This window comes from Flintibacter muris, from assembly GCF_943192995.1.
In the GTDB taxonomy this organism is placed as follows: domain Bacteria; phylum Bacillota; class Clostridia; order Oscillospirales; family Oscillospiraceae; genus Lawsonibacter; species Lawsonibacter muris.
In genome coordinates, this window is record NZ_CALPCP010000002.1 from 216,907 (window position 1) to 229,695 (window position 12,789).

13 protein-coding genes and 1 riboswitch are annotated in these 12,789 nt (G+C 59.0%); of the genes, 8 read left to right on the forward strand and 5 right to left on the reverse strand.

Annotated elements, in window-relative coordinates; genetic code table 11:
- Window positions 1–6: 6 nt before the first annotated feature.
- From NFS22_RS03275 to NFS22_RS03295, 5 genes are all read left to right on the forward strand, one after another.
- Window positions 7–1,122 carry an ABC transporter permease subunit gene (locus tag NFS22_RS03275; RefSeq protein WP_338147928.1) on the forward strand — a complete coding sequence of 372 codons (1,116 nt, stop codon included), beginning with the start codon at window positions 7–9 and terminating at the stop codon, window positions 1,120–1,122.
- Window positions 1,119–2,252 carry an ABC transporter permease gene (locus tag NFS22_RS03280; RefSeq protein ID WP_251316334.1) on the forward strand — a complete coding sequence of 378 codons (1,134 nt, stop codon included), beginning with the start codon at window positions 1,119–1,121 and terminating at the stop codon, window positions 2,250–2,252. Before NFS22_RS03275 ends, NFS22_RS03280 begins: the two co-directional genes overlap by 4 nt.
- Entirely contained in the window at window positions 2,249–2,743 is a 495-nt protein-coding gene (locus NFS22_RS03285) for a DUF6672 family protein (RefSeq protein ID WP_251316335.1), read from the forward strand. The genes NFS22_RS03280 and NFS22_RS03285 overlap by 4 nt, the downstream gene beginning before the upstream one ends.
- Window positions 2,744–2,810: 67 nt before the next feature.
- On the forward strand, window positions 2,811–4,259 hold the full coding sequence (locus NFS22_RS03290) for an aminoacyl-histidine dipeptidase (protein WP_251316336.1): 1,449 nt from the start codon (window positions 2,811–2,813) through the stop codon (window positions 4,257–4,259).
- Between the two features lie 4 nt (window positions 4,260–4,263).
- A complete protein-coding gene (locus NFS22_RS03295) occupies window positions 4,264–4,977 on the forward strand; it encodes a DUF554 domain-containing protein (RefSeq protein WP_251316337.1) in 714 nt (237 codons plus the stop codon).
- Between the two features lie 62 nt (window positions 4,978–5,039).
- Here the strand turns inward: NFS22_RS03295 and spoIVB are convergent, their stop codons facing one another.
- The 5 genes from spoIVB to NFS22_RS03320 form a co-directional block, all read right to left on the reverse strand.
- A complete protein-coding gene (spoIVB, locus tag NFS22_RS03300) occupies window positions 5,040–6,161 on the reverse strand; it encodes a SpoIVB peptidase (protein WP_251316338.1) in 1,122 nt (373 codons plus the stop codon).
- Window positions 6,162–6,370: 209 nt separating this feature from the next.
- Window positions 6,371–6,544 (reverse strand): hypothetical protein, encoded by a 174-nt coding sequence (locus tag NFS22_RS03305; RefSeq protein WP_251316339.1) that lies wholly within the window; start codon window positions 6,542–6,544, stop codon window positions 6,371–6,373.
- A 261-nt stretch (window positions 6,545–6,805) separates the two neighbouring features.
- Window positions 6,806–7,081, reverse strand: a complete 276-nt coding sequence (locus NFS22_RS03310; RefSeq protein ID WP_251316340.1) for a zinc-ribbon domain-containing protein — start codon at window positions 7,079–7,081, stop codon at window positions 6,806–6,808.
- Window positions 7,082–7,157: 76 nt separating this feature from the next.
- Window positions 7,158–8,177, reverse strand: a complete 1,020-nt coding sequence (locus tag NFS22_RS03315) for a dipeptidase (protein ID WP_251316341.1) — start codon at window positions 8,175–8,177, stop codon at window positions 7,158–7,160.
- A gap of 235 nt (window positions 8,178–8,412) precedes the next feature.
- On the reverse strand, window positions 8,413–10,563 hold the full coding sequence (locus tag NFS22_RS03320; protein ID WP_251316342.1) for a Tex family protein: 2,151 nt from the start codon (window positions 10,561–10,563) through the stop codon (window positions 8,413–8,415).
- A gap of 86 nt (window positions 10,564–10,649) precedes the next feature.
- Window positions 10,650–10,824: riboswitch (cobalamin riboswitch) on the forward strand.
- A gap of 33 nt (window positions 10,825–10,857) precedes the next feature.
- Here NFS22_RS03320 and NFS22_RS03325 point away from each other — a divergent pair.
- The 3 genes from NFS22_RS03325 to NFS22_RS03330 all read left to right on the forward strand — a co-directional run bounded on the left by NFS22_RS03325 (window position 10,858) and on the right by NFS22_RS03330 (window position 12,758).
- Window positions 10,858–11,250, forward strand: coding sequence for a DUF4430 domain-containing protein (locus NFS22_RS03325; RefSeq protein WP_251316343.1), 393 nt, complete (start codon window positions 10,858–10,860; stop codon window positions 11,248–11,250).
- Between the two features lie 548 nt (window positions 11,251–11,798).
- Window positions 11,799–11,927, forward strand: coding sequence for a hypothetical protein (locus NFS22_RS23675; protein WP_277614734.1), 129 nt, complete (start codon window positions 11,799–11,801; stop codon window positions 11,925–11,927).
- 177 nt (window positions 11,928–12,104) lie between these two features.
- Window positions 12,105–12,758 (forward strand): CatB-related O-acetyltransferase, encoded by a 654-nt coding sequence (locus tag NFS22_RS03330; protein WP_251316344.1) that lies wholly within the window; start codon window positions 12,105–12,107, stop codon window positions 12,756–12,758.
- Window positions 12,759–12,789: the final 31 nt, after the last annotated feature.

Consider the following 12,789-nt stretch of genomic DNA (forward strand, 5'->3'; position numbering starts at 1 on the left):
GGCGAAATGGGAACATCAAATAAGGCGGCTACACTGGAAAAAAGCCGCTTGCAGACTATGGCGGCGGAGTACGGTGTGCCCCGGATGATTATCACCGGCTTTTTGCTGCTGCTGCTTGTCATGGCCCCCTTTGTGGGCGTCAACCTCCCCATGCAGATTACCAACATTATCAACCGCTTCAGCTGGAACGCGGTGCTGGTGCTGGCCATGGTGCCCATGATTCACTCAGGCTGCGGACTGAACTTCGGCCTGCCCCTGGGGGTAATCTCCGGACTGCTGGGGGGCACCCTGTCCATCCAGCTGGGCTTTACCGGCAGCATGAGCTTTGTAGTGGCGGTCCTTATCGCAACCCCCTTCGCCGTGATCTTCGGCCTGGGCTATGGCTGGCTGCTGAACAAGATCAAGGGCGGCGAGATGATGATCGCCACCTATGTGGGCCTGTCCATCATCTCCTTTATGTGCATGATGTGGCTGCTGCTGCCCTACAACAGCCCCACCATGGTGTACGGCCTGTCGGCCAACGGCCTGCGGCCCACCATCTCTCTGGACGGCTTTTATAATCAGGCGCTGGCCAAGTTCTTGGAGATTGACTTTGAAAAAATTGCCCAGGCGCGGGGCATCAGCCTGGGCTGGCTGGAGTATATCAAGATTCCCACGGGCTCGCTGCTGATGTTCGCACTGCTGGCCGTTCTGATGTGGGCCTTCCTTCACACCAAGACGGGCACCGCCATGACGGCGGTGGGGTCCAACCCCAACTTTGCCCGGGCTGCCGGTATCAATGTGGACCGCGTGCGGACCCTGTCGGTGGTCATGTCCACCTGGCTGGGGGCTATGGGCATCCTGATCTATCAGCAGGGCTTTGGCTTTATCCAGCTCTATACCGCCCCCAACAACCTGACCCTGCCCACTGTGTCCGCCATCCTGATCGGCGGCGCGCTGGTAAATAAGGCCACAATCGGCAACGTGATTATCGGCACTATCCTGTTTCAGGGCATGGTAACCATGACTCCCACAGTAATGAACGCTATGGTCCATATGGATATGAGCGAGGTCATCCGGAGCATTGTCTCCAACGGTATGATCCTCTACGCCCTGACCAGAAAGCAGGAGGGAACAAAATGAGTAAGAACAAAAATGTCCCTCTGGACAAACGTGCTTTGGAGCTGGTGCGCAACAACGCCGTGCCCATCATGTTCATTATCATCTGCGCCATCTTTATCCCCATGGCCGGCTTTACCCCCGGCTACCTGATAAACGAGATCATCACCCGTATGGGGCGCAACCTGTTCCTGGTGCTCTGCCTGCTCTTCCCCATCATGGCGGGCATGGGCATGAACTTTGCCATGACCCTGGGCGCCATGGGCGCTGAGCTGGCCATCATCCTGGTAGCGGACTGGCAGATCTGGGGCATCCCCGGCGTGGTGCTGGCCATGATTTTGTCCATCCCCTTCTCCGCGGTGCTGGGGCTGGTATGCGGCGCGATTTTAAACATGGCCAAGGGCCGGGAGATGATTACCGGCTATATCCTGAACTTCTTCATGGGCAGCGGTATCTATATGATGATCGTGCTGTATATCATGGGCCCCATCATTCCCATTGCCCACTCCAGCATTATGCTCCCCCGGGGCTACGGCATCCGGAACACGGTCAGTCTGCTGAACATGCGTCAGTGCCTGGATGATCTGCTGGCCATCCGGATCCAGGGTGTAAAAATTCCTGTGCTCACCTTTATTCTGGTGGGACTGTTCTGCCTGTTCATTGTCTGGTTCCGGCGCACCAAGCTGGGCCAGGACATGCGGGCCGTGGGCCAGGACATGGAGGTGGCCCGGGCCGCCGGCATCAAGGTGGACCGCACCCGCCTGATCTCCATTATGATGTCCACTGTTTTCGCCGGCTTCGGCATGGTCATCTATCTGCAAAACATGGGCAACCTGCCCACCTATACCGGACACAGCCAGATCGGTATGTTCTGTATTGCGGCCCTGCTGATTGGCGGCGCCTCGGTGGAGAAGGCCTCTATTGGCAACGCCTTCCTGGGTGTGATTTTGTTCCACCTGATGTTTATCGTGGCCCCCAACGCCGGCGGCTTTATCACCGGTGACTCCATGGTGGGCGAATACTTCCGGGTGTTTATGTCCTACGGCATCATCACCATCGCCCTTATCATGTATGAGGCCAAAAAGCGGATGAACAAGAGCAAGGCCGGCCGTGAGCTGGCCCAGGCCCAGAGAGAGGGGGAGGGCGCGCAATGAAATCCAAACGCAGAATTGTTTTTATCCTCCTCACCGTGCTGCTTCTGGTGGCAATCTCCGCCTGCATGATGGTTATTGGCCGTGGACACACCGTCTACTTTGACAACAAGACCCTGGAGGGCTACGAGGGCCAGGATTACAAGGCCTTTGAGCGTATTGTGGTCAGCGTCAAGGGCGAGGAAGTGGCCAAGCTGGGCAAGCGGGAACGGGGCATGTCCATCTGGATCGGGCAGAATTTTAAAATGGTTCTTGAGATTACAGAAAACAAGGGCGACGAGCCGGTGGTCAAGGAGATCAGCATCAATCTGCCCTATGATATGGACGGCATTGTCATCAATCTGCCTGCCTATCTGGCCGGCCTGCCCGAGGAGGCCTGGCTGTCTGAGTTTGTCCCCGCCGTAACGGAGGAGCCTGTGGAGGAGGACCCCACCATTGGCGACGAGTTCGGCCTGGACGGCGATCTCACCGGCGACCTGGTGGGCGACATCTAAACCAAACCCATAGGACCGCCCCGCGTTTACGGTGGGACGGTCCATGTTATGTAAGGAGGAAAAATCCATGGCAGTGTTATCCGGGCTGGAGCCCAAGAAGGTATTTGAGTATTTTGAAAAGCTGTGCGCTGTCCCCCACGGCAGCCACAACACCAAGCAGATCAGCGACCTGTGCGTCCGTTTTGCCCAGGAGCTGGGTCTGCGCTGGCGGCAGGATGAGGTCAACAACGTGATTATCTGGAAGGATGCCTCCCCCGGCTACGAAAACGCCGCCCCCATCATCCTCCAGGGCCACATTGACATGGTGTGCGTCAAGACTGAGGACAACCCCAAGGACATGGCCAAGGAGGGCATTGACCTGGTCACCGACGGGGAGTGGGTCTGGGCGGACCGGACCTCTTTAGGTGGGGACAACGGCATTGCCGTGGCCATGATTCTGGCCATTCTGGCTGACGGCGATCTGCCCCATCCCCCTTTGGAGGCGCTGTTCACCGTGGACGAGGAGGTGGGCATGGACGGGGCCTTTGCTCTGGACTGCTCCGATTTAAAGGGGCGCAAGCTGGTCAACCTGGACTCTGAGGAGGAGGGGGTCTTTACCGTCTCCTGCGCCGGCGGCGTGCGGCTGGACTGCTTTCTGGCCGGGGAGCAGCGCCCTCTGAACGGGGAGACAGGCTATATGATTACTCTGGACGGCCTGCTGGGCGGGCACTCCGGGGCTGAGATTCACAAGGGCCGGGCCTCCGCCAACCAGGTGATGGGCCGGGTGCTGTGCAGCGCCATGGAGCGCGTCCCCGGTCTGCGGCTCAACGATGTCCGGGGGGGCAGATTTGACAATGTGATCTGCTCTAAAAATCAGGCCAAAGTGGCTGTGCCGGCGGACCAAGCCGGGGAGCTGGAGTGCTTTGTCCAGGAATTTGACGCTGTTTTGAAAAACGAGTACGCCGGCTGTGATGATAACATCAGCCTGACCTGCCGGCAGCTTGCCCTGGAGGGCGCTCTGACTCAGGAGGTGACGGCCAACATTCTGCGTACTCTGCTGGTCGTCCCCCAGGGGGTTCAGGCTATGAATGTGGACTTCCCCGGCCTGGTACAGACCTCCCTGAATCTGGGCATCATGGGCATGGAGGAGGACGGGCTCCATTTCAGCCTCTCCATCCGCTCCTGCATCGCCTCTCAAAAGGCTATGATGGTCCAGCGCATCCGGGCCATTCTGGCGCTGGGCGGGGGCACTGTGTCAGAGCGCAGCGACTACCCTGGTTGGCAGTATGCCAGAGAATCCGCCCTGCGGGAGGATGTCCTGGCCGTTTACAAGGAGGTCTGCGGCAAGGACGGCACCATTGAGGCCACCCACGGCGGCCTGGAGTGCGGATTGTTTATTGAAAAAATGCCCGGCCTGGACGTCATCTCCATGGGCCCGGAGCTCCACGACGTCCACTCTGTACAGGAGCGGCTGAATGTGGCCTCCACCCGGCGGGTCTACGAGGTGACCTGCAAGCTGCTGGAGCGCAGCAGATAACGCCATGCCTGGACTGGGGACTTTCATCAACACCGCCGCTATTATCGCAGGCGGCCTGTGCGGGCTGCTGTTCGGACGTTTTCTGTCCCAGCAGAAGCAGGATACCCTGTGTAAATCCTGCGGCGTGTGTACCCTGTTTATTGGAATCAGCGGCGCCTTATGCGGGATGCTGAGCGTGGAGGGGACCGCCCTTGTCAGCGGCGGGACCATGCAGATTGTTCTGTGTATCTCCGTCGGCGCGCTGATTGGCGAGATATTGAACATTGAAGACCATATTGAAGGCTTTGGCCAGTGGCTCAAGGTAAAAACCGGAAACGGGAAGGACAATCAATTTGTAAATGCTTTTGTAACTGCCTCCCTCACGGTTTGTATCGGGGCTATGGCGGTAATCGGCGCAATTCAGGACGGAATTATGGCAGACCCCTCCATCCTGATGACCAAAGCCACACTGGACTTTATTGTTGTTATGGTAATGACCACCTCTATGGGTAAGGGCTGCATCTTTTCAGCCATCCCCGTGGCAGCATTTCAGGGTGGAATTACCGTTCTGGCCCGTCTGATTAAACCGCTGATGACAGACGCCGCTCTGGCCAATCTGTCCCTGATCGGCTCTATCCTGATTTTCTGCGTAGGCGTCAACCTGCTCTGGGACAAGAGAATCCGGGTGGCCAATCTGCTGCCGGCCATAGTGCTGGCCGTGGTTTTTGCCTTTCTTTAACTCCCGCGCTTCTAATCAATCTGAGGACTCAGGCCAAACAGCCTGAGCCCTCAGATTTTTCCTTATTGAGAAAATTGTCCTTCCCCTACAGCCTGTTTCAACATATTCTCCGCCAAAATGCCGTAGCCTCTTGTGGGATCGTTCACCAACACATGGGTGACCGCCCCTACCAGCCGTCCGTTTTGCAGAATGGGGGAGCCGCTCATTCCCTGCACAATGCCTCCGGTAGCCTCCAGCAGTCCTGGGTCGGTAACCTGTATCATCATGCTCCGGGTGCCATCTCCCTCAGGGTAAAGGTGGGTAATCTCCACCGCGAATTCCTCCACCTCATCTCCCCGAATGTTGGACAGGATGGTCGCCGGACCAGTGGTTACCTGGCCCCGGACGGCCACCTTCACCGGCTCCACCGCGTTTCCCACGGTGTCCTGAGGCATCTGGCCAAAAATACCCAGATTGGTATTGGCGTACAGCGTACCCAGGTCACGGGTCAGGTCAAATTGCCCGTGGAGCTCACCGGGAGCGCCTCCAGCCCCCTTTTTGATCTCCGTGACGCTGGCAGGCATAATGCTGCCCGACTCCAGAGGCATGAGCATGGCGGTATCCACGTCGTTAATGCCGTGGCCCAGGGCACCAAACACGCCGCTGCTGGGATCGTAAAAGGTCATGGTGCCGATACCGGCCATGGAGTCCCGCAGCCACACCCCCAGTTGCCAGACGCCCTGGCTGTTTTCCACAGCCGCCGCCGTCAGCTGGAGCTGCCGCTGCCCCCGCACCGCCTGGATGGTGAGGGGCTCGTCCTCACTTTGGCTGACCAGGGCCTGGACTTCCTCAATGGTGTCCACCTCTCCGCCGTTGATATGGGTGATGACATCTCCCGCTTTCAGCCCGCAGTCCCGGCCGGGGTAGGAGGCGCCCTCCTCTGTCTCCACCGGGGACAGGCCAACCACCAGCACGCCGTCAGAAAACAGCTTGATGCCCACCGCCTTGCCCAGCGGGATCACCGTGCGGCCCACCGTCTCCGGGGCCTCAGAGGCCATGGAGGAGCTGGACGGTTCCACCGCCAACGCGGCCCCTGCCATGACCGCCTCCGCCCTGTCGCCCGTAAGCGCCAGCGACAGGCAGAACACCGCCCCTAAAAGGAGCAGGCCGAACACCCCCGGTCCGTTCTTTTTCTCTTGTTCCATAATTCCACCCCCTTGCCATAAATCAAAAGGGCGGGCGAGCTTTTTCACTCGCCCGCCCTTTCATTATGGCCGGAGATGCCTCAATTCAACCGTGGGGAGGAATACCACCATTTCCAATGAAATAATAAACCGGTTTTTTCCGGCGATTAAATGAAATCTGTCACACAAACTATTTGTAAACGTCAAAAAACTGGCAAAGAGGCCAGTCCCTACTGAAATTCTTCCGCCAGCATCTTCAGCTCCCCCAGCGTGGATACGGTAATATTGCTCTCCAGCAGCCGCAGCTGGGCCTTGGCGGGCATCCGGTCCCAGTAGGATAGCAGAGCGGCATCGTGGCCTACCACATCCTGGGGCAGGCGGTAGTATTGCTCATATTGCTCCATAAGCGCTCCCCTTTCCGGCCACAGTTTGCCCGGAAAGGCCAAATTTCATTCCCCCTTTGCAAGCAAGAACCAGAGCTGTAGGGGCGGCCTTTGGCCGCCCGCCGAACCAAATGCTCTGCCCGTAACAGACAGGCAGCCATAGGCCGCCCCTGCATAGGACAGCAAATCATAAATTAGAAACAGCGGCTGTATGATCTGTGATTTGCTTGGTGGGGCAACAAAAAAGGCCAGAAAGAGTTGTTCTCTCCGACCTGTCTGTTATCATTTCAGGAAAAACCACGCAGCCACCGCAATCACGACCAGTCCCAGGATGATCCAGGGAGCGGCGCTTTTTTTCTTCTCCTCGGGGGCGCTGCGGGTGACGTAAAAACTCATATCCTCTTTCCTGGCGTCGATCTGCTTCTTAGCTTCGGACTCCTGCTGTTTTTCCAGGTCCTGAATCAGGCGCAGGTGAGGGTCCAGCGTGGCGCCGCAATATACGCAGAAGGAGCGGGAATCCTCATTGGTGTTGCGGCATTCGGGACAGCGTTTTGACATAATCTTACTCCTTTATTCTTCCAATCTCTTGTTCGGATTATAGCAGAAAACATCTGTCTCCGCAAGATGGTTTTGTTCAAAAAAGATTATTTTTGAAAAAATTCAGGGCATTTTTCCACAGAATACCATCTGCAAGGCGGGGGGAGAGCCCCCGGTCCAAAAAGTACTGGTACAGCCCGGCAAACCGGGCGGGATTATCCAGGCCGGGGGGGACGTCGGTGCCGTCGGCGTCGGAGCCCAGGGCCAGGCACTCCTCTGCTCCCAGCTCCAAAAAGTGCTCTGCATGGCGCCACAGGTCGTCCAGGGCGGCGGGACGCTCCCCGGTGCGCAAAAAGTCCTGGCAGTAGTTCAGCCCGATCAGACAGCCCCGGCGGACCATCTCGGCAATCTGCCCGTCGGTGAGGTTTCGGCGGTGTTGGCATACCGCCCGTGCGTTGGAGTGGCTGGCCGCGAAGGGCCTGGAGGCTGTGTCCAGCAAATCGTCAAACCCTGTGTCGTTTAAGTGAGACACATCCACCAGTATGCCAACCCGCTCCAGCTCCCGAACGGCCTCCCGGCCAAATTGGGACAGCCCGTGGCCTGTCACGTTTCCAGACCCCAGCTCGTTTTCCCCATTCCAGGTGAGGGTCATCATCCGCACGCCGTCCCGGGCAAGGGCTTCAATCCGTTCCAGCTGTCCGGCCAGGGCGGAGCCGTTCTCCACCGTGAGGATGGCCGCCGCTTTGCCTGCGGTCCAGGCGGCCTCAATGTCCGCGGCGGTGCGGCAAGGGCGGACATTGTCCGCCAGTGCCTCCATCTGCCGGTGGAAGCTGCGCTGGTGGAGGTCGTAATAGGCGGCGGCCTCCTCTCCGCGCAATTCATCCGGGATAAAGACGGCACAGCACTGGCACCAGCGCACCCCCTCTGGAATGGCGGACAGGGAGAAATGACGGCCGGGGAGGTCCAGGGTGTTGGTCCCCCGGACCCTGTCCGCCAGGGCAGTGACCGTCTCCGCCTTTTTCACAGGGTCCCGGAGGGAGGCCAGCATGTGGTAATCCTCCGGGGTCAGGGCGGTGAGAGTGTCGCAGTGCAGGTCAATGAGGGCGTAGGGCAGCATAAAATCAACTCCTTCTATAAGCCTCCCTCTCTGAGGGAGGTGGCACCGCCGAAGGCGGTGGCGGAGGGAGTCTTCTCCAAAGCGCATCTGTTTTTCGGAGAAAACCCCCACCGTCCTGCGGGCGGAGCCCCCCTCTTTGCGAAGGGGGCCTTTGTGCTTCTGCAGGGGCAGCCTGTGGCCGCCCCTGCAAAGCCGGTATCAGCAATTTCGAAGCTTGCTATAAGCCTATGCCCGTTTATCCCGGTTTTTTCATGGTCAGGGAGATGCGCTTTTTCTTTTCGTCCACTTCCACAACCCACACGGTAACCACATCTCCCACGCTGAGCAGCTCGGAGGGGTGCTTCACCCGTCGGGAGAGCTTGGAGATGTGGACCAGGCCGTCCTGGTGGACGCCGATATCCACAAAGACGCCGAAGTCGATCACGTTCCGCACCGTGCCCTGGAGCTCCATACCGGGCTTCAGGTCCTTGGCCTCCATCACGTCGGTGCGGAGTATGGGAGGCGGAAGCTCATCCCGGGGGTCCCGGCCCGGCTTGGACAGCTCCTTTACAATATCCGTCAGGGTGGGCGCACCCGCGCCGCAGGTCTCAGACAGGGTCTCGTAGCCAATGGCCTCTGCCTTGCTTTTCAGCTCCGCGATATTCCCCAACTTCACATCTTCCAGCGTAAACCCGCAGGCTGTAAGCAGCTTCTCCGCCGCGCCGTAGCTCTCCGGGTGGACGCCGGTGTTGTCCAGCACGGATTTGCTCTCCGGCACTCGGATAAACCCGGCGCACAGCTCAAAGGCCTTGGGCCCCAGCTTGGGCACCTTCAAAAGCTGTTTCCGGGCGGTAAAGGCTCCGTTCTCCTCCCGGTACTTCACCAGATTTTTGGCGGTGGCGGAGGTGAGGCCGGACACCCGCTGGAGCAGGGAGGGGGAGGCGGTGTTGGCGTCCACACCCACCGCGTTGACGCAGTCCTCCACCACGCCGTCCAGGGTCTCTCCCAGCCGGGCCTGGGGCATGTCGTGCTGGTACTGGCCCACGCCAATGGCCTTGGGATCGATCTTCACCAGCTCGGCCAGAGGGTCCTGGAGCCGCCGGGCAATGGATACGGCGGAGCGCAGGTTCACATCAAACTGGGGGAACTCCTCGGCGGCCAGCTTGGAGGCGGAGTAGACGCTGGCCCCCGCCTCGCTGACAATCATGTAGGATACGCCGCCGCCCACCTCCTTGATGAGCTCCACCGTCATCTGCTCGGTTTCCCGGCTGGCGGTGCCGTTGCCGATAGCAATATGCTCCACCCCATGCTTTTTGATAAGAGAGGCCAGAATGTTGATGCACTCCGCCTTTTTCCGGTCGCCGTGGGTGGGGTAGACCACCGTGGTGTCCAGCACCTTGCCGGTGGGGTCCACCACCGCCACCTTACAGCCCATGCGGTAGCCCGGGTCCAAACCCATGGTTACTTTCCCCTTGACAGGGGGCTGCATCAGCAGGGGCTTCAGGTTCAGGGCGAACATGTGGATGGCCCCCTCGTTGGCCTGGTCGGTGAGGGTATTCCGAATTTCCCGTTCCATGGAGGGCTGTATAAGCCGGTCGTAGGCGTCGTCCGCCGCCGCCCGGACAAAGTCCATGGCTGCCCGGTTGGGCACCACCATCCGCCGGACGGCGATATGGGCGGTCTCCGGGTCCAGCTCCACCGACACCTTGAGGATATCCTCCCGCTCCCCCCGGTTGACGGCCAGCACCTGATAGCCCTGAACCCGGCCCACCGGCTGCTTGAAGTCGTAGTACAGGCGGTAGACAGTGTCCTCCGGCTCCTTGTCCGCCGCCTTGGACACCAGCAGGCTGCGGCGCAGATACAGCTCCCGCAGCATTTTGCGGATGTCGGCGTCGTCAGAAATCAGCTCAGCTATGATGTCGTTGGCCCCCTGGAGGGCGTCCTCAATGGTCTCTACCCCCTTCTCAGGGTTGATGTAGTCCTGGGCCGCTGTCTCCATGTCCACGGCGGGCCCCAAGGCGAAGGCCAGGGCGGCCAGGGACTCCAGCCCCTTTTCCCGGGCAATGGTGGCCCGGGTGCGCCGCTTCTGCTTGTAGGGGCGGTACAGGTCCTCCACCTCGGCCAGGGTGGCGGCGGAGTCGATGGCGGCGGCCAGCTCCTGGGTGAGCTTGCCCTGGTTCTCAATGGAGGTCTTCACCTCCCCCTTCCGGGTGTCCAGGCTGCGCAGGTATTGCAGACGGTCGGCCAGCTGGCGGAGCAGCTGGTCATCCATAGAGCCATGGAGCTCCTTGCGGTAGCGGGCAATAAAGGGGATGGTAGCCCCCTCGTCAATAAGGGTGACCACATTGTTGACGTGTTCCTCCGTTCGGCCCAGTTCCTGAGCCAGGGTCTGAATAATCAGGTCCATAGTCGTTCTCCTTGGTATAGAAAGTCAGAGAACAGTTTACCGCAAAAACCGGAAAAAGTCCAGTTGGCTTTTTGTCGAAGGTGTGATATAATGCCTCCGCCCCAGGTGCCCGGGTGGACAAATCCGGGAGAATAGGGAAGAAAGTCACGGTCCCGCCGCTGTGAGAGGGGAGCCGGGCCTCAAAGACCACTGGGAAACCGGGAAGGTGAGGTCAGGCACTGAGCCTCAAGTCAGAAGACCTGCCTGGGGAAACATGCACTCATGTTGCGAGTGACAACAAGGAGGTTTTTCTCAATGAAAGGAAACAAGAAGACTCTGTTCGCTGTGGCCGCTCTGGCGGTCATCGCAGTTCTGATGCTGGGGCTGTGGTATGTCAGCCTCCCCCAGACTCAGGCGGGGGACAAGACCGTTGTGGTGGAGGTAGTCCACAGCGACGAGAGCACCAAGGAGTTTACCTATCACACCAGCGCCGAATATCTGGGTGAGGTCCTGCTGGCCGAACAGCTGGTGGAGGGGGAACAGAGCACCTACGGCCTGTTCATCACCACGGTGGACGGCGAGACCGCCCAGGACAGCCTGCGTCAGTGGTGGTGCGTCACCAAGGAGGGACAGCGGGTGGACACCGGGGCGGATACCACCCCAATCGCCGACGGCGACCGCTTTGAGCTGACTATGTCCACCTACTAAGCCGGTACAGCGGCTATCGCAATCTGCAGGGGCGGCCTTTGGCCGCCCCTCAAACTGTCAAAAACCCTCTGTCCCCGTAGAGCAGGGCAAGGTCCCCTTTCCTCGCAGGGGGGACGCGAATCCGTAAGCGGCAAAGCCGCTAATGGATATCCTGGACCAGCGGGCCGCTGAGAACGGCGGCCCCTGCTTCTTTTGTGCCTCCCGTCAAAATAACCGAGAGGCAGAGGGAGGCAGAGCGGGCCGTTCAAAAAAGCTACTAATTTCCTCTTGACAAATAGGGAAAGAGGGTTTACTATAATGATAGCAATGGGGGAGTGCATCCTTCCTATGCGGATACTGCGGAAAAGAGGTGAGCACAGATGCAACAGCGTTATGTCACCCAGGGAGCCTATTTCCTCTGCAAGCGATCGGAGCATACTGTGCGCGTCTCTGCGGCCTGATGGGCCGTACCTTCAACGTCTACACAGCTTTTTCTCCCATCGTTTGCAGCGCAGACGGTGGTGTTTTTATACCCATTTTCAGGTTAGCACAGAAAGGAGGCGGCACGTATGACAATGCCCAAGCGGGAAGTGAACAGCGTTTGGTCCAAGGTCCGTGAGGATCGGGACATTGATGATCTGATTTTCAATTATGATGCTTATCATACCAATGAGGAAGACACTTGCAGCGACCGTTGACAGGTGTTGGAAGTCAGCGGAAGGCTGATGGGAAGGAATGAAACACCGCAGGACCTTTCCGGTCTCTGCGGTGTTTTTGTGAGGAGTGATTGTTATGCGGGAAATGCGTAAAAAGCGGGCGGCAGCCACGGAATATTTGGGGGAAAGGATGTGATTTTGAAGATTTAGGAGGATATTATGTACAACATTCCAGACCCCGGCCAGGTGTTCCCCAATGAGTTTGGAACCACCTGCTTTATCAAAAATGTGATTTCCGCCCCCAACATCTCAGTGGGCGACTACACCTACTATGACGGCGATACAGACCCCGCCGGATTTGAACGGAACAACGTGCTGTTCAACTATCCGGAGTTTGGGGACCGGCTTACTATCGGCAAATTCTGTGCCATCGCCAGCGGGACCAAATTCATTATGGGCCCGGCCAACCACCGCATCAGCAGCGCCACCACCTATCCCTTCGCCGTCTTCGGCGGGGAATGGGCCAAACGGGTCCCGCCCCATATGGACCAGCTGCCCCGGAAGGGGGACACGGTGATCGGAAACGACGTGTGGATTGGCCGTGAGTGCGTGATTATGCCCGGGGTAAAGATTGGGGACGGCGCCATTGTGGCCGCCTATTCCGTGGTGGTAAAGGACATCCCGCCCTACTGGGTGGCGGGAGGCAACCCGGCAAAGCCTCTGAAGCCCCGGTTCGATGAGGAGCTGACCGCTCTGCTGCTGGATTTCCGCTGGTGGGATCTGCCGCCGGAGCAGCTGGCAGACTGGCTTCCCCTGCTCTGTGACCCCGACCTGGAGAAGCTGCGCCGGGCACTGAGAGCAGCCAAACATTAAAAAGCGCAGGCATCGCGGCAAAGGCCGCGAT

Coding starts and splice junctions, on each gene's coding strand:
- NFS22_RS03290 (WP_251316336.1), top strand. CDS start 2,811: ATGGCAGTGTTATCCGGGCTGGAGCCCAAGAAGGTATTTGAGTATTTT.
- NFS22_RS03295 (WP_251316337.1), top strand. CDS start 4,264: ATGCCTGGACTGGGGACTTTCATCAACACCGCCGCTATTATCGCAGGC.
- NFS22_RS03280 (WP_251316334.1), top strand. CDS start 1,119: ATGAGTAAGAACAAAAATGTCCCTCTGGACAAACGTGCTTTGGAGCTG.
- NFS22_RS23675 (WP_277614734.1), top strand. CDS start 11,799: ATGACAATGCCCAAGCGGGAAGTGAACAGCGTTTGGTCCAAGGTCCGT.
- NFS22_RS03275 (WP_338147928.1), top strand. CDS start 7: ATGGGAACATCAAATAAGGCGGCTACACTGGAAAAAAGCCGCTTGCAG.
- NFS22_RS03320 (WP_251316342.1), bottom strand. CDS start 10,563: ATGGACCTGATTATTCAGACCCTGGCTCAGGAACTGGGCCGAACGGAG.
- NFS22_RS03285 (WP_251316335.1), top strand. CDS start 2,249: ATGAAATCCAAACGCAGAATTGTTTTTATCCTCCTCACCGTGCTGCTT.
- NFS22_RS03325 (WP_251316343.1), top strand. CDS start 10,858: ATGAAAGGAAACAAGAAGACTCTGTTCGCTGTGGCCGCTCTGGCGGTC.
- NFS22_RS03315 (WP_251316341.1), bottom strand. CDS start 8,177: ATGCTGCCCTACGCCCTCATTGACCTGCACTGCGACACTCTCACCGCC.
- spoIVB (WP_251316338.1), bottom strand. CDS start 6,161: ATGGAACAAGAGAAAAAGAACGGACCGGGGGTGTTCGGCCTGCTCCTT.
- NFS22_RS03330 (WP_251316344.1), top strand. CDS start 12,105: ATGTACAACATTCCAGACCCCGGCCAGGTGTTCCCCAATGAGTTTGGA.
- NFS22_RS03310 (WP_251316340.1), bottom strand. CDS start 7,081: ATGTCAAAACGCTGTCCCGAATGCCGCAACACCAATGAGGATTCCCGC.
- NFS22_RS03305 (WP_251316339.1), bottom strand. CDS start 6,544: ATGGAGCAATATGAGCAATACTACCGCCTGCCCCAGGATGTGGTAGGC.